The following is a 26,154-nucleotide window of genomic DNA, read 5'->3' on the forward strand; positions in this document are numbered from 1 at the left end:
CTCGAAACCACCTATCAGCTCATCCCTGGCGTTGTTACTGATGGTCAAAACGCATCGCCAGCCACCGACCTTTGGCTACCGTACCAATCGTGGATTGGCTATTTCCTGGCATTCGCGTTCAGGCTTGTGGGACGCAGTGATGGGCAAATTGACAATGTAAATCTGCTGCTTAGGGCTACATCAGGTACAGGCGCGTTGCGTGAGCTGGACTATTGCTGGTCTGAATCGCGCCGAGGTCAGCCGCCAACTGTGGCGTGGGCTATGGCTATATTGCTTATGGATAACAGGCAGTCGACAGTAAATGCTGCAAAGGCTCTGTCTGAGACGTTCAAGTCAGAGTTTGGGCCGCGTCCAGGCTACCCAGGCCGGTTCTATGGTTACAGCAATGTCACCTCAGAAGACGTACAGGGTAGGCCTGGCACAAATATCCCATATCTTGCAGCCAACTTAAGCGACCTGTGGCTGTACTATCACTACGCATAATCCTATGTTGCGGCTTGTTCTGGACTGTCCAGAACAAGCTTTTATCTCTCCGTTATGCAGTCCGAAAATTAACGCGAAATAGTCCAAAAAAATTCGCCGCGCTACATTCGGCTTCGAATTCATCAACCATATATCCATCGATGTGCTGATAAAGCACGTTCCCACTCCCCAGAACGAGGTGACACCCCATGAACTATGAGATTGAAAGCGTAACCGCCAGAGAGATCCTGGATTCGCGCGGCAACCCGACCGTCGAAGTCGAAATGAGCGCGGCGGGCGTCGTGGCCCGGGCTTCGGTGCCTTCGGGAGCCAGCACCGGGTCGCGCGAGGCGGTGGAGCACCGCGACGGCGATCCGCACCGTTTCGGCGGCAAAGGCGTACTGGAGGCGGTGCACAGCGTCAAAACGGCGATCAACGAGGCGCTGCGCGGAGTGGATGTGCGCCAACAAGAGGAGATAGACCGCCGGCTGATCGCGCTGGACGGCAGCGAGAACAAGAGCCGATTGGGGGCCAACGCCCTGCTCGGCGTTTCTCTGGCTGCCGCCCGCCTCGCGGCGCAATTGTCGCAGCTGCCGCTGTATCGTTATCTGGGCGGCATCGGCGCCAACCTGCTGCCGGTGCCCTGCATGAATATCATCAACGGCGGCGTGCACGCCCGGTGGCAAGGGGCGGACTTTCAGGAGTTTATGATAGCTCCCCTGGGCGCGCCGTCGCTGCGCGAGGCCGTGCGCTGGGGCAGTGAAGTTTATCAGACGCTGCGCCAAATCCTGTTGGAAAAAGGCCTGTCGGTCGGCGTCGGTGACGAAGGCGGTTTCGCGCCGGCGGTCGCCTCAAACCGCCAGCCGCTCGAGCTGATTGTGCAGGCGATAGAGAAAGCCGGCTACCGGCCGGGAGAAGATATCGCGATCTGCATGGATCCGGCCTCGAGCGAATTCTATGCCGACGGCAAGTACCGCCTGCGCAGCGAGAATCTCGAGTTGGACGCAGCCCAGATGACGGCCTATTACCAACGGCTGGTGCAGGATTTCCCCATCGTGCTGATTGAAGACGGCTTGGCCGAGGACGACTGGGCCGGCTGGCGTATTCTGAGCGACGCCCTGGGTGACCAGGTGGAGCTGGTCGGCGACGATCTGTTCGTCACCAACGTGAAATACATCCAGCGCGGGATTGATGAACGGTTGGCCAATGCGGCGCTGATCAAGCTGAACCAGATCGGCACGCTGAGCGAAACCTTCGCCGCCGTACAGCTCTGCCAGGCGAACGGCTGGGGCACCTTTATCTCGGACCGCAGCGGTGAAACCGTCGACAGCTTTATCGCCGACATGACGGTCGCGATGCGAGCCGGCCATCTGAAAACCGGCGCGCCGAGCCGCGGCGAGCGCATCGAAAAATACAATCAGCTGATGCGCATCGAAGACCAGTTGGGCGCCGCGGCGGTGTATGCCGGTCGTTCCGCCTTTAAACGCCGCTAAGCTTTGCCGGCCGGGCCGGCGATGCGTCGGCCTGTTTTTCGCCCTTGGCTTGGCACAGCCCGGCAACGCCGGACTCCAATAAGGTCAGCCGGGTCGTCAACAAGGTTTCTCGTTGTTCATTCAGCGTGGCCATCATCAGCTCGATCTCCGCCAGCCGTTCATCGACGCCGCGTATCAACCCATCCTCATAAGCGCTGCCCTGTAGCGCCAGCACGCGTTGGATCGCCTGCAGCGAAAACCCCAGATTTTGGCCGATTTGGATCAGGTGCAATCGCTCCAGCGCGCTATCGCTGTAGACCCGATAGCCGTTGACGCCGCGCACCGGTTTCGGCAGCAACCCCAGCTGCTCGTAGTAGCGTATCGCCGAGGCGGCCACGCCGGCGCGCTGCGCCAATTCTCCGATCTTCATGCCCTATTGACCTTAAAGTTAACTTTAAACCTAGTATAGCGCCATTCCCCTTACGACAGGAGCGCAATACCGATGTTTACCCCACTGACGCTGCCCAACGGCAGCCGCCTGACCAACCGTCTGGCCAAGGCGGCGATGGAAGAAAATCTGGCCGCCCCGGGCCAACTGCCCGGCCCGGCGCTGTGGCGCTTATACCGCTATTGGGCCGAAGGCGGCGCCGGCTTGATCATCACCGGCAACGTGATGATCGACGGCCGCGCCATGACCGGCCCCGGCGGCGTGGTGCTGGAACAAGACACGCCGCTCGCCCCGTTCGAAACCTGGGCCGATGCCGCGCGCCAGGGCGGCGCGCAGGTGTGGATGCAGCTTAACCACCCGGGCCGGCAGGTGATGGCGAACATGGGCGGCAACGCATGGGCGCCCTCCGCCATCCCGCTGGCGATGGGCAAGCACAGCAAGCTGTTCGCCCAGCCGCAGGCGATGGATGAAGCGCAGATCGCCGAGGTTATCGCGCGCTTCGCCGCCAGCGCGCACGCTGCCGAACGGGCCGGTTTTACCGGCGTGGAGATCCACGCGGCGCACGGCTACCTGATTTCCCAGTTTCTCTCGCCGCTGACCAACCAACGCAACGATCGCTGGGGCGGCGAGTTGGCGAACCGCGCCCGCCTGCTGCTGGAGGTGGTGCGTGCGGTGCGCGAGCGCGTCTCGCCGGGCTTTTGCGTGGCGGTCAAACTCAACTCCGCCGATTTTCAGCGCGGCGGTTTTTCATCGGACGATGCCCGCCAGGTGGTGCTGATGCTGAACGATCTGCCGGTCGATCTGATCGAACTGTCGGGCGGCAGCTACGAAAGCCCGGCGATGCAAGGCGAAACGGCGGACGGCCGCACCCTGGCGCGAGAAGCCTATTTTCTATCCTTCGCCCGCGATCTTGCCGCGGTGGCCCGCATGCCGGTGATGACCACCGGCGGCATCGCCCGTCCTTCGGTGGCACAGCAGGTGCTGGACAGCGGCGTCGCGGTTGCCGGCATCGCCACCGCCATGGCGGAAGTACCCGATCTGCCGCGGCGCTGGCAAACCGGCGAGGCTCCCCATGCGCTGCCCGCCCCGGTCACCTGGCGCAGCAAAGCGATGGCGTCGCTCGCCCGCATGGCGTTGGTCAAGCGCCGGATGCGAGCGCTGAGTGACAATCGGCCGCGCAGCGTGCGCTATTCCCCGCTGTTCACGCTGCTCGTCGATCAGTGGCGTACCCGCCGCATCCTGCAGCGTTATCATGCATGGTTGAGAACACACAGCTAACTCTAACGCGACGTGTCCCCGATGAAGGACATCGGGGCATCGCAGACTAGCCGACAAATTGGAACCATTGCAGTTGAAGGAAGGAGTCATTGAAATCATTATCGGTGTAGTCTTCGCTCGCGAAGACATACTTACCAAAATAGACCGTGGCGCCACGGGTAATCACGTCCTGTGCCCAGATCACCTGTGAATACTTTTGCCCCCCGTTAGTGCCAATCCAGATAGTGTAATTGCCGGAGGGGTCGGCAGCCTGAAAGAAACCCTGCCCAATTTGCGTGGGTGTACCGCCACTCGAGCTTGCGCCCTGTGTAGTGAAGATAACATTAGCACCGCTGTCTTTCAGTTGAATGAACTGATTGGCCGAGCTTTGAACCAAAGCCGACCAGAAAACCACTTTCCCGACGGGAATATTGACGGCAATACCGCCGCCGCTTACCGGTCCAATCGCCATTTTAGCCCCCTCATCCTATGCTGTTAAACCAGGTCAGTGTCAGGCAGGTATCATTGAAGTCCTGGTCTGCACCGTCTTCGGTAATGAAATTGAAACAGCTGGAATATATTTGACTGCCTATATTCAGCGTTATTTCATCCCACATGACCTGCGACCAGGCCTGGCCATTGTTATAACCGAGAAAAACGGTATAAGCCCCGTTGCCTGCGGTAATAAACGAGCCTTGTCCTATTTGAGTAGGCGAATGTCCACCCGTGGATGAACCGCTGCTTTGAATAACGACATTATTGTTGGAGTCGCGCACCTCAATATATTGTGAATAGGATGCCTGGACGTTTGCCGTCCAGAATAGCGTTTTGCCTATCGGCAAGTTAATGGCGATGCCATTACCTGATACAGGACCTACACTCATGCTCTTCTCCTGCGATTAACGGGTGGTTCGTTCGGTGATGGCACTGCCATGGGCCGGCGCCAACATGCGGGTGGAATTACTACTGGTACACACAAAATTGGGTTGCTGTTGTTTTAAAGCGGCGCAGATACCATTGGCCATATCGACCTGACTTTGTGGAGTAAAATTATTGGGGAACGCTTGCGCAGTCGAAAATATTGGCGCCAACTGCTGATAGTAGCTATTGCCGGTAATACTCGGCTGTTGCCAGAAAGCTTGCGTGGCAACCAGCAAGGTACGCCACGGGGAACCTGCCGGCAGATCCTTTGACTGCACGATGTAATTCTTCATCGCCGTGCCGGTCATCAGCGTAGTAAAGGCCTGGGCGTTTGCCGCGCACTGGCTCGCCGGAGGACAGGTTGCCGCGTTAGAGACAAACGCATCTTCAAACAACAGCGGTTGAGGGTGTTCCCCCCAGGGAGTCGGAACGACGTACAGCGGTTTTTGCGTGGAGGAATAAAGGTTCACAAAGAATGACTGTTCAGAGAATCCCATGTCGGTGCTGGCTTGCCCGGAGGCGAAGACCTGTTCGGTGTTGCCATTTGCGCCATTGTGGTAGGTATTGTTGGTGCATTTATTTACCCCGTTGAAAGCACAGGTATCGGACAGGGAAACCAACTGTTGAATAACGGCATTGTTGGGTGGCATCTGCATCGCTTGTTGTAGGGCGCCATAACCATAAGTTTGAACATATGCATTAATGTAGTCGGAAGGAATGGCCCAGCTGCCATTAAAACTGCCCACCAATTCGGTGACGGCTTTTGACTGCGAACTTAAATAATTCAGCATCTGCGCCAGGCCGTTTTGCTGTTTTATCCCCGAGTCAAACGCATAGATGAAATTCATGCATAACCAGCTGGGGATACCCCACAACTGCCCCTGATACGTAGCACCGGCCAACGCCACGGCCCAGGGCGTTTCTCCGGCGATCTGCGCAGGGTTAATCAAACGCTGCTCCGCCAGAAATCCCAAATAAAGAACGTCCAGTTCCATGACGTCAAACCCGTCCTGACCGAGCAACTGAGGCAGATCGACAAAGCTGTAAATATTGACCTGCTGATTAAGAACCGCATTCAGCAGCACTTGCGGATGCTGCGCCTGATAGGTCTGCACCACGTAGGCAACCAGGTTTTCGAAATTGTCCGTCGGTAGCGTAGGCAAATAGGGATAAAGCGAAACGTTCAATACCTGAGTTTGTAACCCGTTCAGCACCAGCGTCTGATTGGGGCCGCTGGGTGTGATAGTCATTTGCCGGGTCTGCAGTTGATTGCAGTTTGCCCAATTAATCACCGGCGACTTCGGTCTGCTGGTATTCTGCCCCACATAAAATGATTGCCCCGCCGGCACGGTAATATACCAGTCAAAGCTGCTACCAGACGTTTTAGTCCAACCGTCTACCGTGCACGTGATGGGCGAGGATGACGTGTTCTTTAATATCAGTTGCCCGGCGAGGGTAACCGGGACGCTGAATATGAATAAAAAGGTGTAAAATAACGCCCGAATTAGAGCATTCATATATACCTCATCTGTGCATAATCAAAGCCTCGCCCTCCTCTATATTCAGGGCGTATAAAAATAAAAATTATTCCATAATAAAGGGATAAACAAATAACAAGATGCCGACGCACATGCTGGCATGCGGCGTTAGCTTAGCCTGATATTTATATTTACCAAAATGATTTGATGTCTGGGTATTATTTGAGTTTAAGTTAAAACGTTATGAATATAGCATTCCATTTAAACTCTTGCAAAAAAACGTAAATTAAATTTATATTTTTTTGTCACTGCCCAGGCCATGATAATGAAGTTTAAGTAAAATAATTCAACGTTCGGTCCACCGACATCAATCCTGGCCCCGCTTCGTCCTGAATTGCTCACCTTATTACCACAGAAAAAGCATGTCTAAGCCCCTTCCAGGCAGGTTTTACCTGATCGTGTAACCGAAAGGAGAAAATGAACGTTCATTAAATCAACAACATGTTGATTCTTAGAGAAAAAGGTAAACAGCCGGAAACAAAATAACCTATTGAGTCCCGGGCGAAAAAGCCATATATTAGTCGCGCTTTTCACAAGGCAGTTACTTTTCTTATTCATTAATTCAATCGGAGCGTGTTGAGACCTTCGGTTGTAGGAGAGATATGATGACGGATAAAGTCCGTATTGATACTTTAGTTGCAAACTCATTAAACGGAAACAATGAAACCTATTTGGCGCGTCAAGCCGAATTTGAGTCGAATGTTAGGAGTTATCCGCGCAAATTGCCGTTGGCAATTGCGAAAGCCCAGGGCGTTTGGATCACTGATGTTGAGAATAATCAATATCTTGATTGCCTGGCCGGGGCAGGAACGTTGGCTCTTGGACATAATCACCCCGACGTCCTGCAAAGCATCCAAAATGTCATTACCAGCGGCTTGCCGTTACATACTCTCGATCTCACGACCCCGTTGAAAGATCGTTTCTCCGATTACCTGCTCTCTCTGTTGCCTGGCGAAGGCAAAGCCTATTGCCTGCAGTTCTGCGGCCCGTCCGGCGCCGATGCGGTGGAAGCCGCGCTGAAGCTGGCGAAAAAACACACCGGCCGTTCCGGCGTGATCAGCTTCTCCGGCGGTTATCACGGCATGACCCACGGCGCGCTGTCGGTTACCGGCAACCTGTCGCCGAAGGCGGCGATCAACGGCATGATGCCGGAAGTGCAGTTCATGCCTTATCCGCATGAATACCGCTGCCCGCTGGGCATCGGCGGCGAAGCCGGCGTCAAGGCGCTGACCTACTACTTCGACAACCTGATCAACGACGTGGAAAGCGGCGTGCGTAAACCGGCGGCGGTGATCCTGGAAGCCGTTCAGGGCGAAGGCGGCGTTAACCCGGCACCGGCCGAGTGGCTGCAGCGCATCCGCAAAGTGACGCAGGAGCACGGCATTCTGCTGATCATCGACGAAGTCCAGGCCGGTTTCGCCCGTACGGGCAAACTGTTCGCCTTCGAACACGCGGGCATCGAGCCGGACATCATCGTGATGTCGAAAGCGGTCGGCGGCGGCTTGCCGCTCGCGGTACTGGGCATCAAGAAACAGTTCGACGCCTGGGAACCGGGTCACCACACCGGCACCTTCCGCGGCAACCAGCTGGCGATGGCCACCGGTTTGACCACCCTGCAATACCTGAAAGAGCACAAGGTCGCCGACAAAGTGGCCGCTCAGGGCGAGTGGCTGAAAGGCAAACTGGCCGAGCTGCAGAAACGTTATCCGGTGATCGGTCACGTTCGGGGTCTGGGCCTGATGATCGGCATCGAGATCGTCAAGCCGAACGAAGCGCAGGATCACATGGGCTGCTACCCGGCCGATGGCGAACTCTCTGCGCTGCTGCAGAAAAAATGCTTTGAATCCGGTCTGATCCTGGAGCGCGGCGGGCGCAACGGCTGCGTGCTGCGCCTGCTGCCTTCGCTGCTGATCACCAACGATGAGCTGGGTATTTTCCTGGATAAATTTGAGCAGGCGCTGTTGGCCGCCGGCGTCAAGCCAGTCTGATTGGAGCGAATGACCGCGATGTCCAAGTTAAACCCGATTCTGGCTTCCTCGGCGCACAGCGCCGAGGCTTACCGCCAGGCGATCGCACAGAGCAGTGAAGCCGTCGTGCAGTGGCTGCAACAGCCCGAGATGTATCAGGGCAAAAGCGTGGCCGAACTGCGCGAGCGCATCAAGCTCGACTTCACCCCGCAAGGCCTGGGCAACCAGGCGGCGATCGATCGTGCCATCGAGTACTTTTTGAAAGACAGCCTGTCGGTGCACCACCCGCAGTGCGTGGCGCACCTGCACTGCCCGAGCCTGGTAATTAGCCAGGCCGCCGAAGTGCTGATCAACGCCACCAACCAGAGCATGGATTCCTGGGATCAAAGCCCGTCGGCTACGCTGATCGAAATGAAGCTGATCGAGTGGCTGCGCGCCCAGGTCGGTTACCAGCCCGGCGACGCCGGGGTGTTCACCAGCGGCGGCACCCAGAGCAACCTGATGGGGCTGATGCTGGCGCGCGATGCGTTCTTCGCGCGCCAGGGCCACTCCGTGCAGCAGGACGGCCTGGTGGGCGATCTGCGCAAGCTGAAGGTGTTCTGTTCTGAAAACGCCCATTTCTCGGTGCAGAAGAACATGGCGCTGATGGGCCTCGGCTATCAGTCCGTCACCCTGGTGAAAACCGATCGCTTCGCCCGCATGGACGTGAACGATCTGGCGGAAAAACTGGCGCAGGCCAAGGCCAACGGCGAGCAGGTGATGGCGATTGTCGCCACCGCCGGCACCACCGACGCTGGTGCCATTGACCCGCTGCGCGACATCGCGCGGCTGGCAGCGGAGCAGCAGATTTGGGTGCACGTGGATGCGGCCTGGGGCGGCGCGCTGCTGCTTTCCGAGCAGTACCGCGACTACCTGGACGGCCTGGACCTGGTGGACTCCATTACCCTGGACTTCCACAAGCAGTTCTTCCAGACCATCAGCTGCGGGGCCTTCTTGCTGAAAGACGAGCGCCACTATGAGCTGATGCGCTATCAGGCGGCCTACCTGAACTCCGAGTTCGACGAAGCGCAAGGCGTGCCAAACCTGGTGTCCAAATCGCTGCAGACCACCCGCCGCTTCGATGCGTTGAAGCTGTGGATGGGGCTGGAAGCGCTGGGGCAGAAGCAATACGCCGAGATCATCGATCATGGCGTGACGCTGGCGCAGCAGGTGGCGCGTTACATCGCCGATCAAGAATCGCTGGAACTGGTGATGCAGCCGCAGCTGGCCAGCGTGCTGTTCCGCTACCGTCCGGCTCAGCTGGCGGCGAACGGCGACGCGGCCGTCGCCCTGTTCAACCAGCGCATCGGCGACGCCCTGCTGGAATCGGGCCGCGCCAACGTCGGCGTGACCGAGTTCGATGGCGTGACCTGCCTGAAGATGACATTGCTGAACCCGATCGTGACGCTGGAAGACATCAAGCTGTTGCTGGCGCTGGTCGAGAAAACCGCCCAGCAGCTGCCGGCCTAACGTCGCCCAGCCTGCCACCCAAGCCGATAACCTCCGTTATCGGCTTTTTTATTGCTCCTCCATCGCAGGAGACGCAGCGTTTACGCTGATATACTGCAGCAAACGCCTTCCCCCCATTTCCAGCACAACAGGACACCCAATCAATCATGACCGATCCGGATTTCAACCTGTTGATCGCACTCGACGCGCTGCTGACGGCGGGCAGCGTCGTCGGCGCCGCACGGCGTCTCGGTTTAAGCGCCTCGGCGATGAGCCGCACCCTCAGCCGGCTGCGCGCGGCCACCGGCGATCCCCTGCTGGTGCGCGCCGGCCGCCATATGGTGCTGACGCCCTATGCCGAAACGCTGCGCGAGCGGGCGCGGCACGCGGCGTTCGAAGCGCGCGCGGTGTTGCGCCCGGCGCAGGGGGCATTGGATCCCGCCGTGCTGGATCGGACCTTTACGCTGCGCGCCAACGACGGCTTCGTCGAAGCCTTCGGCCCGGCGCTGATCGCCGCCGCGGCCGAACAGGCGCCGCGGGTGCGATTGCGCTTTGCGCCCAAGCCGGAGAAAAGCGACCGCCCCCTGCGTGAAGGGCTGGTCGATCTGGAGATTGGCGTGCTGGGTGACATGGGCCCGGAAATCCGCCTGCAGGCGCTGTTCCGCGATCGCTTCGTCGGCGTGATGAGAACCTCACACCCGCTGGCGCAGCAGCCGGCGATCGGCGCCGCCGACTACGCCGCCTGCGGCCACGTGGTGGCCTCGCGCAGCGGGCGCATCCTCGGGCCGGTAGACGCAGCGCTGGCGGAGCTGGGGCTGGCACGCCATATCGCCGCCGTGGTGCCGAGCTTTCCGGCCGCGCTGGCAGTTGCGCAAGCCTCGAACCTGCTGGCGTTGCTGCCCGCCTCGTTCCTGCATGCGCAACCGGCGGGCGGCCCGCTGCGCGTCTTCGAGCTGCCGGTGAAAACGCCGCCCATCACCGTGTCGCAAATGTGGCATCCGCGCCTGGACGCCGAGGTCGATCACCGCTGGCTACGCCAGCTACTGCTGACGGTCTGCCGCCAACGCGTGCAGGAACCGTTTCGCGCAGAGTGACAATGTCACTAAATTTTGCCCTGCTGACGGCGAGTGATCCCGCCGACGGCAAAGCCCCCATAGCCTGAGGGTTGTTCCCCCTCGCGCGATGGGAGAACATAGCGTTCACGATGCCTGACTCAGTGAAGCGCCCATGACACTTCCCCCTCTCTGGCCGGTGTTCGACGGCCATAACGACCTGCTGCTCAACCTGTGGCTGCAGCATGACGACGATCCGGCCACCGCCTTCTATTCCCGCGTCACGCCGGGCCACCTCGATTTCGCCCGCATGCGGCGCGGCGGATTTTTCGGCGGGCTGTTCGCGGTATTTATTCCCCCGGTCAGCTATATCGCCCAGATGCGCCACCAAACGCAGGACGAGGCGCAGGCCACCTTCGATCCGCTGGCGATCGCCGAACGGCAAATCGCCATCCTGCAGCAGCTGGAGCAGGCTTCTCAGGGGCAGCTGCGCATCTGTCGCACCGCCACCGAGATAGAACAGTGTCGTCTCAACCGACAAATCGCCGCGGTGCTGCATATTGAAGGCGCCGGCATGATCGATGCGGAGCTGACGCAGCTGGAGGCCTTCTACCGGCTGGGCGTGCGCAGTATTGGGCCATTCTGGAATCTGCCGAACGCCTTCGGTACCGGCGTCAGCGGGCCGTTCCCCGGCTCACCCGATACCGGCCCCGGCCTGACGCCGGCCGGCAAGGCGCTGATCCGCGCCTGCAACCGCCGCCGCATCATGATAGACGTCTCGCACATGAACGAGAAAACCTTCTGGCAAACCGCCGCGCTGAGCCGCGCGCCGCTGGTCGCCACCCACTCCAACGCCCACGCCCTCTGCCCGCAACCGCGCAACCTGACCGACGCACAGCTGGACGCCATCGCTCAGAGCGGCGGGATGGTCGGCGTCAATTTCGGTACCGCCTTCCTGCGTGCGGACGGCAAACGTGACAGTGCAACAACCGGCTTAACAGAAATTGTTAAACACGTTGAGTATTTGATCGCTAAACTTGGTGAAGATCGCGTGGGATTTGGCTCTGATTTTGACGGGGTCAACGTACCGCACCCGTTGGCAGATGTTGGCGGCCTGCCGCTGCTGACGCAAGCGCTGGCACAGGCCGGGTTCGATAACCGGCTGCTGGAGAAGCTGACCTGGCGCAACTGGCTGAACGTGCTCGCCGCCACCTGGGGCGAATAACCCGGTTACGCTTTAAAGGTTGCGATCTCCGTCACATTTCGTCAACATTGGGCCGGCCGAATGCGAACGTTTCTCATTGGGCTCGAACTATTACGATGCATGCTAAGGAGCACCGCTATGACTACCTGGACTAAACCTGAGTTTGTTGACCTGCGTCTGGGTCTGGAAGTGACGCTGTACATTTCCAACCGTTAATCGCCCGTCTGCCCGCCTTTCGCGCGGGCATTTCTTTCCCTCTCTTTCTGGTTTAGACATGCAGATAAAAGTTCTCGGCTCAGCAGCAGGCGGCGGCTTTCCCCAGTGGAATTGCAACTGCGACAACTGCCGGGGCGTTCGCGACCACAGCATCAACGCCACGCGCCGCACCCAGTCTTCCATCGCCGTCAGCGACGACGGTAAAAACTGGGTACTGTGCAACGTTTCCCCGGACATTTGCCATCAGCTGCTGGCCTCGCCCGAATTGAATAATCCCGATGTGCTGCGCGGCACCGGTATCGGCGCGATCGTGTTGACCGACAGCCAGATCGATCACAGCGCGGGCTTGCTCAATTTGCGCGAGGGCTGCCCGCATCACGTCTGGTGCACGCCTGAAGTGCATGATGATCTCAGCACCGGTTTCCCGGTGTTTCCCATGCTCTCCCACTGGAACGGCGGGCTGATTCACCACCCCGTGACGCCCGGGGAGCCGTTCCACACAGCGGTCTGCCCGACCGTGCGCTTTACCGCCATTCCACTACTCAGCAACGCGCCGCCCTATTCGCCGTACCGCGATCGCCCGCTGCCGGGCCACAACGTGGCGCTGTTTATCGAAGATACCGCGCGCGGGGTCGGGCTGCTGTACGCACCGGGCCTGGGTGAGCCGGACGAGGCGTTGCTGCCGTGGCTGCGCCGCGCGGACTGCCTGCTGATCGACGGCACGCTGTGGCGCGACAACGAGCTGGCCAACGCCGGCGTGGGCCGCAATACCGGCAAGGACATGGGGCATCTGGCGCTGGCGGAAGAACACGGGTTGGCGGCCCTGCTCGCCACCTTGCCCGCCAGGCGCAAAATTCTGATCCACATTAACAATACCAACCCAATCCTCAATGAAGACTCGGTAGAGCGGCAAAGCCTGACCGCCGCCGGCATTGAAGTGAGCTGGGACGGCATGAATATCGAACTGTAGGGAACCGCCATGACGCAACCACTGCCCCTGACTCCGCCGGCATTTGAAGCGGCGCTGCGCGCCAAAGGCGCTTATTACCATATCCACCACCCGTACCACATCGCGATGCACAACGGCGAAGCGAGCCGTGAGCAGATCCAGGGCTGGGTGGCCAACCGGTTCTACTACCAAACCAGCATTCCGATCAAAGACGCGGCGATCATGGCCAACTGCCCACAGCCGGAAACCCGCCGCAAATGGGTGCAGCGCATCCTGGATCACGATGGCTACGGCGGCAGCGAAGGCGGCATAGAAGCCTGGCTGCGCCTGGGCGAAGCCGTCGGGCTGCAGCGCGACACCCTGCTCTCTGAAGCGTTGGTGCTGCCGGGCGTGCGCTTTGCGGTGGACGCCTACGTCAATTTCGCGCGCCGCGCCTGCTGGCAGGAAGCGGCCTGCAGTTCGCTGACCGAACTGTTCGCGCCGCAAATCCATCAATCGCGCCTCGACAGCTGGCCGCAGCACTATCCGTGGATCGATGCCGCCGGCTACGACTATTTCCGCAGCCGCCTCGGCCAGGCCAACCGCGATGTGGAACACGGCCTGGCGTTGGCGCTGGACTATTGCGACACCGTTGAAAAGCAGCAGCGCATGCTGGAGATCCTGCAGTTCAAACTGGATATTCTGTGGAGCATGCTGGACGCCATGAGCATGGCCTACACCCTGAACCGCCCGCCTTATCACAGCGTGACCGCCGCGCGGGTATGGCACAACCAGAGGCTGGTGTAATGACGCTGAACCCTGAACACACCCCCGTCTTCCGCCGCGGCTACCGCCTGCAATGGGAGCAAGTGCAAAACAGCCACGTGATCCTCTACCCGGAAGGCATGGCCAAGCTGAACGACAGCGCCGCCGCCATCTTGCAGCTGGTCGACGGCCACACCACGCTGAACGGCATCATCGCGCAGCTGAACGCCCGCTTTCCTGGCGCCGAGGGGTTGGCGGATGACGTGCTGGAATTTTTCCAGCGCGCCTATGAACAAAAATGGGTGACCTTCCGTGACTGAAGCACGCGCGCCGGCGGTGAACCCGCCGCTCTGGCTGCTGGCGGAGCTGACCTACCGCTGCCCGCTGCAGTGCCCCTATTGCTCCAACCCGCTCGATTTTGCCGCGCAGGAAAAAGAGCTGACCACCGCGCAGTGGATCGAAGTGTTTCGCCAGGCGCGGGCGATGGGCAGCGTGCAGCTCGGTTTTTCCGGCGGCGAGCCGCTGGTGCGTAAAGACCTGCCCGAGCTGATCGCCGCCGCGCGCGATCTCGGCTTTTACACCAACCTGATCACTTCCGGCATCGGCCTGACCGAGAAGAAGCTGCAGACCTTCGCCGACGCCGGGCTGGACCATATCCAGATCAGTTTTCAGGCCAGCGACGAAACGCTGAACGCCGCGCTGGCGGGCTCCGCCAAGGCGTTTCAGCAGAAGCTGGCCATGGCCAAGGCGGTCAAGGCGCTCGGCTATCCGATGGTGCTCAACTTCGTGTTGCATCGCCATAATATCGGCCAGATCGACCGCATTATCGAACTGGCGATCCAGTTGGACGCCGACGACGTCGAGCTGGCGACCTGCCAGTTCTACGGCTGGGCGCACCTCAACCGCGAGGGCCTGCTGCCGACCCGCGAGCAGATCGCCGACGCGGAAGGGGTGGTGAAACGCTATCGCGAACGCATGGCCGCCGACGGCAAGCTGGCCAACCTGCTGTTCGTCACGCCGGACTACTATGAGGAGCGCCCCAAAGGCTGCATGGGCGGCTGGGGGGCGATCTTCATGAGCGTAACGCCGGAAGGTATGGCGTTACCCTGTCACAGCGCCCGTCAGTTGCCGATCGCCTTCCCGTCGGTGCTGGAGCACGATCTGCAGCATATCTGGTACCACTCGTTCGGTTTTAACCGCTATCGCGGCTATGACTGGATGCCGGAGCCCTGCCGTTCCTGCTCGGAGAAAGAGAAAGACTACGGCGGCTGCCGTTGCCAGGCGTTCATGCTGACCGGCAACGCCGACAACGCCGACCCGGTATGCGGCAAATCGCCGCACCACGGCACCATTCTGGCGGCGCGGGAAACGGCGAATCGCTCGCAGGTCGGTATCGATCAGCTGCGTTTTCGCAATCAGGCCAACTCCCGTCTGATCTTCAAGGGCTGACGATGGCACTCGCCGCCGCCTCTTGGCAGTTCGACAACGGTTTGGCCGTCAAGGCGATAAGCGACCCCACCGCTACCGGCACCGCCGCGCTGGTGCGCATAGAAGCCGGCAGCTTTCAAGCGCCCGTCGCCTGGCCAGGTCTGGCGCATCTGCTGGAGCACATGCTGTTTCGTGGCAGCGCGAACTTCAGCGCGCAAGAAGGCCTGATGGGCTGGGTACCATCGACCGGTGGCCGGCTGAATGCCACCACCCAGGCCACGCAAACCGCATTTTTCTTCGAGGTGGGCGCCGAGCATTTGGCGCAGGGGCTGGCGCGGCTGAGCGATATGCTCGCCGCGCCCCTGCTGGCAACTGAGGCGATCGCACAGGAGGTTGAGGTCATCGACGCCGAATATCGCCTGCTGCGCGCCGATGGTGAAACCCGCTGCGAAGCCGCGCAGCGGCAGATGTTCGACGGCCTGGACGCATTGCACCGTTTTCATATCGGCAGCCGCGCCGTCTTCGGCAACGACATTTCCGCCCTGCAGCAGGCGCTGCGGCAGTTTCACCAGCGCTATTTTCGCGCGCCCAACATGACGCTGTGGCTGCAAGGCCCGCAGTCGCTGGCGCAGCTGTATGCGCTGGCCCAGCGTTGCGGCAGCCGCTTGCCATCGGGCAGCGCCATACCGCACGAAGCCTCACCGCCGCTGACCGCTGCGGTAGATTACACCCTGTCTCTTCCCGGCACGCCGCAGCTGAGACTGGTGTTTGCCCTACCGCGTTCCCATTCCCGCGGTTGGCTGCGGCGGCTGGAGCGCCTGCTGCTGGACGAAGCCCCCGGCGGGCTGCTGGCCCGCCTGCGCGCTCAGGCGTGGTGCGACGCCGTTCGGCTCGATTATTCACGCTGCAGCGAGAACAACGCATTGCTGAGTTTTATCTTTACCGTCAATCACGGTTCAGCCGCTGAAGCCGCCCAGATCGAAAGCGCGCTGCTGACGTGGCTGCGAGCGCTGCAGACGCTGGCGCCGGCTCAGCTTGCGCATTATGGGCAGCTGGCCAATCGCGATTTCCACCGTTTGGCGCCGCTCGATCAACTGCGCGCCAGAGCGCTTGGTCTGCCGCCGGCGGAGAATAACGACGATTGGTCACGGCATATTGCGGCGCTGATTAACGCGCCGCGTCGCCGCCTGGCCGTGCGGCCCGAAGGCGACAGTGAAACCCATGAAATTCAGGGGCTGCCGCTGGCGCTTGGCCCCTTCGCCGGCGCCGAGCTGAATTCTACAGTGGAACCTTTCCGCTTTTTCTCCTCCTCGGCGGCGCTGCCGATCCCGTCATTGCCTTCCGGCCAGGCGCCGCTGCGGCACCTGCTCCCCGGAGAGGCGCAACCGGTGCTGCTGCTGCGGCCGGCACCGTCCAGCGCCTTCAGCGATGAACAAGCCTACGGCTGGCAGTCGGCGCTGCGCGCCGGGGCGGCAGAGCTGGCGCATCGGGAGGGGCATTTAAGCTTCGAACGCCATCAGGGCGTGTGGCTGCTGCTGCTGGCGGGCAGCAACGCGCTGATCTGTCACGGACTGAGCGTAGTGAACCGGGCACTGTCGGCACTCACGCCGACCATCCTCAACGAGGCGGCGAGAAATCTGCGCCATACGCTGCTGGCAGAGCGAAACGATATCGCCATTCGCCGCCTGTTAGCCCAATTGCCGACGGCGCTCAGCGCACCCATAGCCACAGCAACTCGGTGGCACGCCACCTTAATCGGCGGTGATAGCGAGTTAAAACGGCAGCTGTCGCACCTGCTGTGCGACTTCCCCTATTCCGTGGCCACTGAGCCCCAGATGCCGACACATCAGTACCATCGTCCCTTCACGCTGACGGAAAGCGGCCCCGAAAGCGCCTTACTGCAGTTTTACCCGCTGCCGAACGGCGAAGTCGAAGGCCGTTGGGCGCTGCGCGTGCTGGCTCAGCTTTACGCCCCGCGTTATTTTCAGCGGTTGCGCGTGGATCGCAACGTGGGCTATGTGGTGCAATGCGCTTTCCACCGCTGTGCCGATGCCGAAGGCCTGCTGTTTGCGCTGCAATCCCCCACGTTCAACGTTGAACAGCTGCGGCAGTTAACCGACGAATTCTTACTGCAGATGCGCCATGAGCTGGCACACGTTGGCACTGGCGAGCTGGAGCAAACGCAACAAGCGCTGCGGCAAAGCTTGCAGCGCCTCAGCGCCGCGCCGCTGCAGCGCGCGCGGGAAATCGCACTGGAGAATCGCCCCGCAGTGGCGCGGGTGGCTACAATGACGGCGGTGCAGCTGCGAAGCTGGCAGCAACGGATTTTCCGGATCGAGAGCGTTTAAACCTGCATCGCCCAGTTAGCCCGCCGTGAACAACACAATGGGTAGGCGATGCCGGTGATCACCATGCTGATCACCCAGGAAATGTCTGCGCCCGGGATCAGATTGGCGTAACGAAGGCCTGGAGAAAAGCCCCCATCGTTACGATGGAGGCTGAGTAAGGTCAAACGGGGTAAACGCGATCAGAAGCGCCAGGTCAGGCCGGCGTTGACGCTGTTGTCCTGATGGTTAGGCGACAGCAGCCCGCCGTAGCCGAGGGACAAGACGGCGTTTTTGTTGACCGCAACATCGACGCCCGCCTTCAGCACCGCGCCATCGCGGGAAACCGGCACGCTGTTCACGTCGAACGCCGCATCGGTACGTTTGAACATCAGCTGCGTTTTGCGCTCCAACTTGCCGTACTGATGCTGCCAGCCCAATTCTCCGCGCAGCGCGATCGCCACGCTATCGGCCTGCCACTGTGTATCTGCGCGCAGCCCCAGCGTCGAAGCGGTGGCTGATTGACTTTGCTTGTCGCCGCGCAGCGCCGCCGCACCGCCGTGCTCATTGATCCCCTCATTACGATAGTGGGTGTACGCCAGGTTGGCGAATGGCTCAAGATTGACCGTGTCGTTCGTCCAGTCGTAACCGCTTTCGATAAACAGCTGGCCGGTGCGCGCGTTATAGCTGGCCTTCTCGCGATCCGACTGCGCGCCGTAGTTCACCGAGCGCGAGGTGTCGATACGATGCCAGGTATACGTGCCCCCCGCCCGCAGCGCCAACGCACCGAAGCGCTTGTCGCCGTACAGCCCCAGATGGTAGTTGTCGCTGTGAGCATCTGACTGATAACCGCCGTCCAGCGAGGTGCGGGTATACCCGGTCATCACCCCAAGCCGGCCGTCGTCAAACAGCTCGCCATCCAGACCCAGCAGCACGCCATAGGTGGACGTCTGATAACCAGTGGCATTGTCATTGCCGGAAGCATGCCCCCAGTTGCCCAGCAGTTTCGCCCAGGCGCCGTTGTCATCCGCTTTGATATCGGAAGCGATACGACGGCCTTCCGCCTGGCGCAAGCGCTCGGTGGCGGCATCGCGTAGGTAACGGCTTTCGTTAATCTGGGCGGAAGCCATATCCGCATGGACCTGGCCGGACAGTTGGCGGGTCGCCTGTTGCAGCTCTCTGGCCGACGTGAAGCCGAGGAAGCTTTCATACACCGGATGGCCGGTGACGACGCCCGCTTCTTCGGTCACGGCTTGCGCTTTGCCTTCATCACCTTGCAGTGTGCTCAGCGCCTCAGCGCTAGGCGCCGCCACGCTGCGTTTGGCCGTTTCCGTGACCGGTTCCGTCGCGTTGAGCGTTTCCACCGCGCGGGCCACCGCTTTCTCGTTCTCAGTGCTGGCCAGGGTGTCAAAACGGGCGGCGGTGCGGGTGATGCCAAGGCCGACGTCATTTCCCTGATAATCCAGCGTCACATTAACAAACGGATACGCTGGGTTGGCGTTTTCGAACCGGCCGTTGACGCCGTCCGTCGTCGTCAGGATGGTGTATTTGTTGCCCAACAAACTTTGCGCCTCATTCTGCGACAGCAGGTTTTTGCTGTGCTCCAGGCTGACGTTCACGCTGCCGCCGTTGAGAAACGCGCGTCGTGCGTCGATCTTGTCGCTGCGGCCATTGTCCGCCACTTCCACGTTATACTGCGAACCGCGATCAAAAATGGCGTCGTGCAACACGTGCAGCGTGCCGATGCCGTTGCCCGGCTCAACGCTGCCGCCCCGAACGGCCCGGAAAGCACTCACGGTGCCGTCACCGGCCAACGTGCCGCTATTTTCGATATAGACGTTGGACGCCACAGACCCATTGATCGCCAGCGTGCCCTGTTTCACCCAGGTATCACCGCGATAGGTGTTATTACCCAACAACGCCAGCGTCCCGGCGCCCGTTTTGGTCAAGCCGCCGTGCCCGCTGATGTCGTTACTCCACGCATCGAAGTCGCATTCGCTCGACGTGCAGCGCCGCTCAACCGGGGTGCCCGCTTCGACGATATTCCCCAGCCCGGGGATATTCACCACGAACTGTTTTTCACTGTAGGAGCCCGGCACATAATATTCCTGTGGGATATCCTCTTGGGTAATAAACATTTTCGGGCCGTTGATCGCATCGCGCAAATTGACACGCCCCCAGCCGAACAGATTATCAATACCGGCGACACCCAAATCGGTGGCGGTGGTTTTAATTACCGCGGATATTTGATCGGCGCTCATATAAGGGAAGCGCTGCATCAATACCGCAGCAACGCCGGTAACGTGCGGCGCAGCCATTGAGGTGCCGGATTTATTGCCGTAGCCGGGATTCAGCGAAAGCTCACCCTTATTATAAGCTTCGCGATTAACGGCGCCACCGGTATTGGATTCCAGCCGGCCGACGGTGCTGTAAATATCGGAGCCCGGTGCGGACACGCAATAACTGGCCGTTTGCCCGCAGCTGGTCGAAGAGACGCTTAACGTGTTTTCGTCGCTCAGGTTGGTCACGATCAGGTAATTGTTCAAGACGTCCGGGAAGGCGTAAGGCAGCGATTTTTGCGCTTCGGGAATATTGTAGTTGTTGTAATTGCCTGCCGAGAAGACGATCAGCTTACCGTGCCGGGCCGCCCGCAGCAGCGTTGGCATCGCGCTGTGCGCGCCGGTAGGCACCGGTTGTTCGCTGCCCCATTCCACACTGGCCTTGTTGCGCATCATCTCGCCGATCACGTCGCTTTTTACGAATGCCACGTAGTCCGGCCTGCCGTTCGGCAACCAGATGATATCGCCTTTGGCGTCACGGCGAATGTCCGGTGCAATCCCCCAGCTGTTGTTGATGACGCGAGCCGCGCTCTGAATCAACTCCTCACGGCCGTTGCGGTTACCGTAGTCATTCAATTTGGTACCGATAATATCCGCGTCGAAAGCCACTCCGTGCATGCCGCCGCCGTCTCTTTTCGCTGCGGCAATACCGGCTACATGGGTGCCGTGATCGCCGAAAGACATATTATCTTGTTTATCGTACGAGAAATTATAACTGCCGTTATCCAATCGCGTCAGTTTGCCGGCGAATTCAGAATGGGAAAGAATGGCGTTGTCGATAATGCCGATGGTGACGCCTTTTCCAGTATAGCCTCTGGCATAGGCAAACTCGGCGGAAATAGCCCCAAGCCCCCATTGGCGATTAAACTCAGCGGTTTTCCAGCTGTCAGGCGCGCCCAACCGACCGGGATCCTGATAAGCGGCAAGAGAAGAATGAATGGATAAGCCATAACACCCCAGAAAAACGCAATACGCTAACTTCAATTTCTTATTAAGTTTCATTTTACGCTCCATGTTTATTTATACCCAGAAGAAAACTTACGTTTTAACCGCCCTGCGACCTCCCCCGATCGTGAAATAACAGATAGCGCATGCAGACCCGATACGGGCCGCATGAAAAGACATGCTGAGTGACGAAAATGTGTGCGAGCAGACAAGAGCATGCCGCCGCGCCTGGCACCTATGGCGCAGAGAGGCAAACAGGAGGCGAATGTACGTTTATCGGCGCCGCTACGCCGGGGCAGCTCGGCCATCCGGCCGAAGCGCGAGAATCAGAGAGTGGGTGCATCTCGCTTAATCATCCAATTTTGTTAATGATTTTCATTCGCGAGGCTATCCCATTCGTAAGCAAAGTGTCAATATATGAAACAAAACATTCCTTGATTTGCATCATGATTTTTCCGCTAAGCCCCAGTAAACGGGCGCTGCAGAGTGCATAAAATGGCGTTTACCCCCGTCTAGACTGCGGTTTTTGTCAGTATTACCGCATAGAGCAGGCAGAATACCGTTCGGGAGTTCATCATGGCGACTGAACATTTAGCCATAGAGAAACATCAAGAATGATTAATTTTCACGGCAATAACGCGGCGTGGTCCGATCACTTATTTTTCGCTGCAATATAAGGGATGCTTATAAATAACAGGAGTATTCCTAATGCGTTCACGCTGGATGTATTCCATGCTAGCGGGCCGATTTTTAGCCGCGCCCGCTGGCTATTCCCATTTTCATTGGCAAGACTATATTGAAAGAAGCTCTGCTCTAGAGCGAGAATATGGGTAATTTTCCGAGGAAATACCGCATGACCCTGTTGCCCAAGCAGAGCAATAACAAAAATCCGATTGATCTCTATGGCGAAATCGTAGACGACTTGCCCGGCCTGATTTGCTTCGGCAACCGCCTTGGCGGTTACTTCAATAAACAGTGGCGCGACTATACCGGCGCTATCGCCGGTGAACACGGCGCCGCCGACTGGCTCGATGCCCTGCACCCCGACGATCGCGAGCGGCTGGCCGCGCAGTGGCGCCAGGCGATCATGGCCCTCTCCTCGTTCGCCGGCGAGGCCCGCCTGTGCGATCGCAGCGGCACCTACCGTTGGTTTATGCTGGCGTTTAACGCCCGGCAGGACGGCATGGCGCTGGAGCCCAGCTGGTACCTGACGGCGACCGACATTCATCCGCAAATGCTGCAGCGCCAGCAAAACGTTCAGGCGCTGTCTATCCAGCAAGACATGCTGGACGCCAGCGTGGACTGCATTAAAGTGATCAATCACGACGGCACGCTGCGCCACATGAACCGCTCCGGCAGCCTGGCGCTCGGCCTTGATCCGGGGCAAAAAGAGTTTGGCATGCCCTGGCTGGGGCTGCTGTCGCCCGAGATCCGGCGCCGCGGCCGCAAGGCGCTGCGCAGCGTCAGAGCCGGAAAAAATGCGCGCTTCACGGGGTTGAGCGTGACGCCGCAGGGCAAAAAACAGCACTGGGACAACATTCTCACGCCGGTCAGCGACGAACACGGCACCGTGGCCGAGATCTTGTGCGTCTCACGCGACGTGACTTCGCAACGTGTGATGGAACAACGCCTGTTGCTCGCCAGCGAATATGACGAATTGACCGGCCTGCCCAACCGGCGCCTGTTCAAGAAGAAACTGAAGCAAGAGATGAAGCGGGCCCTGCACGGCAACAAGTCGCTTGGGCTGATGCTGCTGGATCTTGACCACTTCAAGCTGGTGAATGACACGCTGGGCCACGCGGCGGGCGACCATCTGCTGCGGGTTTTGGGCAAAAGGCTCAGCGCCTGCATGAATACGCACTCGTTCGTCTCTCGCCTCGGCGGCGATGAGTTCGCCGTCGTGATCAGCGACGTCGAAAACGAGCAGGATATTTTCCGCATCGCCAACAAGTTTCTGCTGCAGCTGGAGACGCCGATCACCCACGGCGGCAAGACGCTGCATTGCGGCATGAGCATCGGCGGCGCCATCTACCCCAAAGACGCACGCGACGCTTCGGAACTGATGAAATGCGCCGACACTGCGCTGTATGAGCTGAAAGACGGCGGCCGCGGCGGCGTCTATATGTTCGACCGCAAGATGATGGACAAGGCGCGCGCCCGCGCCAGCCAGCTCAACTACGCGCGCCAGATCGTGCGCGACAACTGCATCCGCCCCAGCTACCAACCGAAGGTCAGCCTGACCGACGGCAGCATCGTCGGCTTTGAAGCCTTACTGCGCTGGCACTGCCCGATCAACGGCGTGCAGCTGCCGGCGACGGTGGGCGAGGCGTTCAACGACTACGAGCTGGCGACCAAGATCAGCGAAGCCATGCAGCTGAAGGTCTTCGCCGATATCGCCCGCTGGCGCGCGGCCGGCGTGGCGGTGCAGCCCATCTCGCTGAACGTGTCGCCGATCGAGTTTTTACGCGACAACTACGCCGAAACTTTCCTGCAGCGCCTGCTGAAGTTCCACATTCCCCACCACCTGATCGAACTGGAGGTGACCGAACACGCGTTCAACAAGCACGGTTCGAAGTACGTGCTGCGCGCGTTGCAAATGCTCAAGGAGATGGGCATCCGCATCGCCCTGGACGATTTCGGCACCGGTCACTCCTCGTTCAGCCATATCATGGATTATCCGCTGGACTGCATTAAGCTGGACTGCGACTTCGTTCAACGTATGAATACCGAACCGGCGATCCTGGCGATCGTGGAAAGCATTGGCATTCTCGGTCAAAAGCTGTCGATCGATATCATCGCCGAGGGGGTGGAAACCGAGCAGCAGCGGCAAACGCTGTGCGAAGCCGGTTTCCACATCGGCCAAGGTTTTCTGTTCAGCCGGGCGGTGGAATCTCAGCGGGTACCCGAGCTGCTGCAGGCAGCACCGCAGCCTGTCGACGGCCGTTAAACGCCCTGCCGGTTATCGAACGGCGCCAACTGCATGCCGATAAGCGTCACCACGCAGACGATCGCGCCGGCGTAAAAGGTGGAGGCGGAACCGGCCAGCTCCCACAGCATGCCGGCCCCGAGACTCGCCAGCAGCAGCGCCACGCCGCTGACCAGGTTGAACATGCCGAACGCGGTGCCGCGCAGATGCGCCGGCGCGGTATGCGCCACCATCGCCGCCAACAGCCCCTGCGTCATGCCCATGTGCACGCCCCACAGCGCCACGCCAAACAGCACGCCCGCCCAATGATCGCTCAACGCCAGCACCACATCGGCGGCGATCAGCACCAGCAAACCGGCTTTTAACATTCCTTTATGGCTCATACGGTCGGAAAGTTTACCGAACGGATAGGCCGAGCAGGCGTAGACCAGGTTCATGGCGACCATCACCAGCGGGATCAACGCCAGCGGCGTGCCGCCCTGCTGCGCCTTCAGCACCAGAAACGCCTCGCTGAAGCGCGCCAACGTGAAGACGGCGCCGATGCCCACCACCCACCAATAGCCGCGCCCCAGCAGCCGCAGATTGGCGCGGGTAATCGGGTGGGTTCGCTTGTCGGTTATCGCGGCGGTCGGCTCTTTCAGGCCGAAGAACAGCAGCGCGATCGCCAGCGCCGCCGGGATCGCCGCCACCCAAAAGATGGCGCGAAAATCGTTGTGCCACAGCAGCATCAGGCCGACGGCCAGCAGTGGCCCTAAAAAGGCGCCGACGGTATCCAGCGACTGGCGCAGCCCAAAGGCCGCGCCGCGAATTTCCGGCGGCGTCAAATCGGCCACCAGGGCGTCGCGCGGCGCGCCGCGGATGCCTTTGCCCACGCGATCCAACAGGCGCGCGCTCATCACCATGCCGGACGACGACGCGACGGCGAAAAACGGTTTGCTGATGGCGCCCAGCCCGTAGCCCAGCAGCGCCAGCCCTTTACGCTTGCCGAGGTAATCGCTGAGCACCCCGGAGAACACCTTGACGATCAATGCCGTCGCCTCCGCCAGCCCTTCGATCAGCCCGATGACAATCACGCTGACGCCGAGCGTCGTCGCCATAAACAGCGGCAGCAGGCTGTGGATCATTTCCGAGGAAACGTCCATCAGCAGGCTCACCCCCCCCCAAGATCCACACGCCGCGCGGTATGCGGCCCAACGTAGCGAAGCGCGACAGCATGGTTCGTCCTCGATGTCTCAGCGCCGGCGGCGCATCATGATTTTTCCAAGATTGGATAGTTGATTTTGTTCGTTCACAGACCTTTAGCCTTCAGAGATAGTGCAACGACCCTGTGACAATCCTAATAATGAAGGTAATTAACATAATGATAGATAGCAAAAAGATGATAGTGATGGCGGCGCTGCTGAGCTTTTCCGCCGCGGCCGCGCCAGGGGTGGATATCGTCGCCAACGAAACGCCGATCCATACGGTGAAGAACGCCGAGGCGGTCGCCAAAATCCCCGCCGGTTTCAAGTTCGTGGAGCCCGGTACGCTGACGGTGGCCATTTCCCTGCTGGGCAGCGGCCCACCGTTCGGCCTGTACGCCCGCGACAACAAAACGGTGATCGGCAGCGAGGCGGACATCGCGCGCCTGGTGGCCGACGGTTTGGGGTTGAAACTCAAGCTGGTGCCCACCTCGTGGGAAGACTGGCCGCTGGGGGTGGCCTCCGGCAAATATGACGCCGCGGTTTACAACATCACCGTGACCAACGAGCGCAAGACCAAATTCGATTTCGCCACCTATCGCCAGGATACGCTGGGCTTCTACGTCAAATCCGACAGCAAGATCACCCAGATCAACACCGCGCCGGATATCGCCGGTAAAAGGATCATCGTCGATTCCGGCACCAACCAGGAAGCGGTGCTGCTGGCCTGGGACAAGGAGAACCGTGCCAAGGGACTGGCGCCGCTGCAGCCGGTGTACGTCACCGACAAGGCCGCCTCCACGCTGGCCATTCAGTCCGGCCGCGCCGACGCCACCTTCGGGCCCAACGTCTCCGGCGCTTACCAGGCGCGGCTGACCGGCAAAACCCGGCTGGTCGGCATCGTGCCCGGCGGCTGGCCGAAGACCGCCAACATCGCCGTCACGCTGAAAAAAGGCAACGGGCTGGTGGATGCCGTGCAGGCTTCGATCAACGGCGCCATCGCCAACGGCAGCTATTTGCAGGTGTTGGATCGCTGGGCGGAAAGCGACGAAAAGATCGCCCATTCCGAGATTAACCCGCCGGGACTGGGGGATTGAGAGAGCAACAGGCCCCGTACTGCGGGGCTTTGATGAACCGCTCGATACTATGCCTGTCGAATATTCCCAGATAGCCCTCTATTTGTTTTGTTTGTCTTGCCTGCTACCTAAAACTTTTTCCTGTTAATCGCTACCGATCCTCCACCTTCCATTACCGTTAATTTTCAGACAGTTTTGTGCCAAAAACAACACAAAT

Annotated in this window: 19 protein-coding genes and 1 pseudogene; 14 read left to right on the forward strand and 6 right to left on the reverse strand. The window is 59.9% G+C overall.

The genetic code is table 11. The annotated features are described in order from the left end of the window. Nucleotides 1-671 precede the first annotated feature (671 nt). On the forward strand, nucleotides 672-1,955 hold the full coding sequence (gene eno, locus ACJ8HT_RS15970) for a phosphopyruvate hydratase (RefSeq protein ID WP_197653544.1): 1,284 nt from the start codon (nucleotides 672-674) through the stop codon (nucleotides 1,953-1,955). Here eno and ACJ8HT_RS15975 read toward each other — a convergent pair. Beyond that, a complete protein-coding gene (locus ACJ8HT_RS15975; RefSeq protein WP_060418915.1) occupies nucleotides 1,942-2,364 on the reverse strand; it encodes a MerR family transcriptional regulator in 423 nt (140 codons plus the stop codon). The two genes, eno and ACJ8HT_RS15975, sit on opposite strands and share 14 nt — an antisense overlap. 72 nt (nucleotides 2,365-2,436) lie before the next feature. Here ACJ8HT_RS15975 and ACJ8HT_RS15980 point away from each other — a divergent pair, with 72 nt between their 5' ends. Further along, nucleotides 2,437-3,660: an NADH:flavin oxidoreductase/NADH oxidase family protein gene (locus ACJ8HT_RS15980; RefSeq protein WP_197653546.1), complete on the forward strand. Its 1,224-nt coding sequence runs from the start codon at nucleotides 2,437-2,439 to the stop codon at nucleotides 3,658-3,660. A 46-nt stretch (nucleotides 3,661-3,706) separates the two neighbouring features. Here the strand turns inward: ACJ8HT_RS15980 and ACJ8HT_RS15985 are convergent, their stop codons facing one another. Genes ACJ8HT_RS15985 through ACJ8HT_RS15995 form a run of 3 tightly spaced genes read right to left on the reverse strand, consistent with a single transcriptional unit; the run spans nucleotide 3,707 to nucleotide 6,077 of the window. Continuing rightward, nucleotides 3,707-4,111, reverse strand: coding sequence for a fucose-binding lectin II (locus ACJ8HT_RS15985; RefSeq protein ID WP_195873440.1), 405 nt, complete (start codon nucleotides 4,109-4,111; stop codon nucleotides 3,707-3,709). A 10-nt stretch (nucleotides 4,112-4,121) separates the two neighbouring features. Further along, nucleotides 4,122-4,523, reverse strand: a complete 402-nt coding sequence (locus tag ACJ8HT_RS15990; RefSeq protein ID WP_197653548.1) for a hypothetical protein — start codon at nucleotides 4,521-4,523, stop codon at nucleotides 4,122-4,124. 15 nt (nucleotides 4,524-4,538) lie between these two features. Next, entirely contained in the window at nucleotides 4,539-6,077 is a 1,539-nt protein-coding gene (locus ACJ8HT_RS15995) for a hypothetical protein (RefSeq protein WP_197653550.1), read from the reverse strand. A gap of 626 nt (nucleotides 6,078-6,703) precedes the next feature. Between ACJ8HT_RS15995 and ACJ8HT_RS16000 the strand changes: the two genes are divergently transcribed. The 10 genes from ACJ8HT_RS16000 (at nucleotide 6,704) to pqqF (ending at nucleotide 17,494) form a co-directional block, all read left to right on the forward strand. Then, on the forward strand, nucleotides 6,704-8,086 hold the full coding sequence (locus ACJ8HT_RS16000; RefSeq protein ID WP_197653551.1) for a diaminobutyrate--2-oxoglutarate transaminase: 1,383 nt from the start codon (nucleotides 6,704-6,706) through the stop codon (nucleotides 8,084-8,086). A gap of 18 nt (nucleotides 8,087-8,104) precedes the next feature. After that, complete coding sequence (locus tag ACJ8HT_RS16005) at nucleotides 8,105-9,574, forward strand: pyridoxal phosphate-dependent decarboxylase family protein (protein ID WP_089186868.1); 1,470 nt, start codon at nucleotides 8,105-8,107, stop codon at nucleotides 9,572-9,574. Nucleotides 9,575-9,720: 146 nt separating this feature from the next. Continuing rightward, nucleotides 9,721-10,647 carry a LysR family transcriptional regulator gene (locus tag ACJ8HT_RS16010; protein WP_197653553.1) on the forward strand — a complete coding sequence of 309 codons (927 nt, stop codon included), beginning with the start codon at nucleotides 9,721-9,723 and terminating at the stop codon, nucleotides 10,645-10,647. 133 nt (nucleotides 10,648-10,780) lie between these two features. Further along, nucleotides 10,781-11,830 (forward strand): dipeptidase, encoded by a 1,050-nt coding sequence (locus ACJ8HT_RS16015; RefSeq protein ID WP_197653555.1) that lies wholly within the window; start codon nucleotides 10,781-10,783, stop codon nucleotides 11,828-11,830. 117 nt (nucleotides 11,831-11,947) lie between these two features. Beyond that, entirely contained in the window at nucleotides 11,948-12,025 is a 78-nt protein-coding gene (gene pqqA / locus ACJ8HT_RS16020; RefSeq protein WP_004937827.1) for a pyrroloquinoline quinone precursor peptide PqqA, read from the forward strand. Nucleotides 12,026-12,083: 58 nt separating this feature from the next. Then, nucleotides 12,084-12,995, forward strand: a complete 912-nt coding sequence (gene pqqB, locus ACJ8HT_RS16025; protein WP_197653557.1) for a pyrroloquinoline quinone biosynthesis protein PqqB — start codon at nucleotides 12,084-12,086, stop codon at nucleotides 12,993-12,995. Nucleotides 12,996-13,004: 9 nt separating this feature from the next. Next, nucleotides 13,005-13,760, forward strand: coding sequence for a pyrroloquinoline-quinone synthase PqqC (pqqC, locus tag ACJ8HT_RS16030; RefSeq protein WP_197653559.1), 756 nt, complete (start codon nucleotides 13,005-13,007; stop codon nucleotides 13,758-13,760). After that, entirely contained in the window at nucleotides 13,760-14,038 is a 279-nt protein-coding gene (pqqD, locus tag ACJ8HT_RS16035; protein ID WP_016927749.1) for a pyrroloquinoline quinone biosynthesis peptide chaperone PqqD, read from the forward strand. Before pqqC ends, pqqD begins: the two co-directional genes overlap by 1 nt. Next, nucleotides 14,031-15,167, forward strand: a complete 1,137-nt coding sequence (gene pqqE / locus ACJ8HT_RS16040) for a pyrroloquinoline quinone biosynthesis protein PqqE (RefSeq protein ID WP_194572140.1) — start codon at nucleotides 14,031-14,033, stop codon at nucleotides 15,165-15,167. Before pqqD ends, pqqE begins: the two co-directional genes overlap by 8 nt. A gap of 2 nt (nucleotides 15,168-15,169) precedes the next feature. Further along, entirely contained in the window at nucleotides 15,170-17,494 is a 2,325-nt protein-coding gene (gene pqqF, locus ACJ8HT_RS16045) for a pyrroloquinoline quinone biosynthesis protein PqqF (protein ID WP_197653560.1), read from the forward strand. A gap of 179 nt (nucleotides 17,495-17,673) precedes the next feature. On the opposite strand, the gene ACJ8HT_RS16050 is transcribed toward pqqF, so the two are convergent. Beyond that, on the reverse strand, nucleotides 17,674-20,709 hold the full coding sequence (locus ACJ8HT_RS16050; protein WP_197653561.1) for an autotransporter domain-containing protein: 3,036 nt from the start codon (nucleotides 20,707-20,709) through the stop codon (nucleotides 17,674-17,676). Nucleotides 20,710-21,607: 898 nt separating this feature from the next. Here ACJ8HT_RS16050 and ACJ8HT_RS16055 point away from each other — a divergent pair. Continuing rightward, entirely contained in the window at nucleotides 21,608-23,701 is a 2,094-nt protein-coding gene (locus ACJ8HT_RS16055; RefSeq protein WP_197653562.1) for a putative bifunctional diguanylate cyclase/phosphodiesterase, read from the forward strand. Here ACJ8HT_RS16055 and ACJ8HT_RS16060 read toward each other — a convergent pair. Beyond that, nucleotides 23,698-24,895, reverse strand: a pseudogene (locus ACJ8HT_RS16060) (MFS transporter). The gene ACJ8HT_RS16055 and the pseudogene ACJ8HT_RS16060 sit on opposite strands and share 4 nt — an antisense overlap. A gap of 145 nt (nucleotides 24,896-25,040) precedes the next feature. On the opposite strand from ACJ8HT_RS16060, the gene ACJ8HT_RS16065 reads away from it, so the two are divergent. Then, on the forward strand, nucleotides 25,041-25,958 hold the full coding sequence (locus tag ACJ8HT_RS16065) for an ABC transporter substrate-binding protein (RefSeq protein ID WP_194572149.1): 918 nt from the start codon (nucleotides 25,041-25,043) through the stop codon (nucleotides 25,956-25,958). The last annotated feature ends 196 nt before the right edge of the window (nucleotides 25,959-26,154 follow it).

The sequence above is a fragment of the Serratia sp. CY44782 genome (genome assembly GCF_052168715.1).
In the GTDB taxonomy this organism is placed as follows: domain Bacteria; phylum Pseudomonadota; class Gammaproteobacteria; order Enterobacterales; family Enterobacteriaceae; genus Serratia; species Serratia nevei.

Excerpts from the sequence above, each read along its gene's own strand:
- eno (WP_197653544.1), top strand. The coding sequence starts at position 672 with ATGAACTATGAGATTGAAAGCGTAACCGCCAGAGAGATCCTGGATTCG.
- ACJ8HT_RS15975 (WP_060418915.1), bottom strand. The coding sequence starts at position 2,364 with ATGAAGATCGGAGAATTGGCGCAGCGCGCCGGCGTGGCCGCCTCGGCG.
- ACJ8HT_RS15980 (WP_197653546.1), top strand. The coding sequence starts at position 2,437 with ATGTTTACCCCACTGACGCTGCCCAACGGCAGCCGCCTGACCAACCGT.
- ACJ8HT_RS15985 (WP_195873440.1), bottom strand. The coding sequence starts at position 4,111 with ATGGCGATTGGACCGGTAAGCGGCGGCGGTATTGCCGTCAATATTCCC.
- ACJ8HT_RS15990 (WP_197653548.1), bottom strand. The coding sequence starts at position 4,523 with ATGAGTGTAGGTCCTGTATCAGGTAATGGCATCGCCATTAACTTGCCG.
- ACJ8HT_RS15995 (WP_197653550.1), bottom strand. The coding sequence starts at position 6,077 with ATGAATGCTCTAATTCGGGCGTTATTTTACACCTTTTTATTCATATTC.
- ACJ8HT_RS16000 (WP_197653551.1), top strand. The coding sequence starts at position 6,704 with ATGACGGATAAAGTCCGTATTGATACTTTAGTTGCAAACTCATTAAAC.
- ACJ8HT_RS16005 (WP_089186868.1), top strand. The coding sequence starts at position 8,105 with ATGTCCAAGTTAAACCCGATTCTGGCTTCCTCGGCGCACAGCGCCGAG.
- ACJ8HT_RS16010 (WP_197653553.1), top strand. The coding sequence starts at position 9,721 with ATGACCGATCCGGATTTCAACCTGTTGATCGCACTCGACGCGCTGCTG.
- ACJ8HT_RS16015 (WP_197653555.1), top strand. The coding sequence starts at position 10,781 with ATGACACTTCCCCCTCTCTGGCCGGTGTTCGACGGCCATAACGACCTG.
- pqqA (WP_004937827.1), top strand. The coding sequence starts at position 11,948 with ATGACTACCTGGACTAAACCTGAGTTTGTTGACCTGCGTCTGGGTCTG.
- pqqB (WP_197653557.1), top strand. The coding sequence starts at position 12,084 with ATGCAGATAAAAGTTCTCGGCTCAGCAGCAGGCGGCGGCTTTCCCCAG.
- pqqC (WP_197653559.1), top strand. The coding sequence starts at position 13,005 with ATGACGCAACCACTGCCCCTGACTCCGCCGGCATTTGAAGCGGCGCTG.
- pqqD (WP_016927749.1), top strand. The coding sequence starts at position 13,760 with ATGACGCTGAACCCTGAACACACCCCCGTCTTCCGCCGCGGCTACCGC.
- pqqF (WP_197653560.1), top strand. The coding sequence starts at position 15,170 with ATGGCACTCGCCGCCGCCTCTTGGCAGTTCGACAACGGTTTGGCCGTC.
- ACJ8HT_RS16055 (WP_197653562.1), top strand. The coding sequence starts at position 21,608 with ATGACCCTGTTGCCCAAGCAGAGCAATAACAAAAATCCGATTGATCTC.
- ACJ8HT_RS16065 (WP_194572149.1), top strand. The coding sequence starts at position 25,041 with ATGATAGATAGCAAAAAGATGATAGTGATGGCGGCGCTGCTGAGCTTT.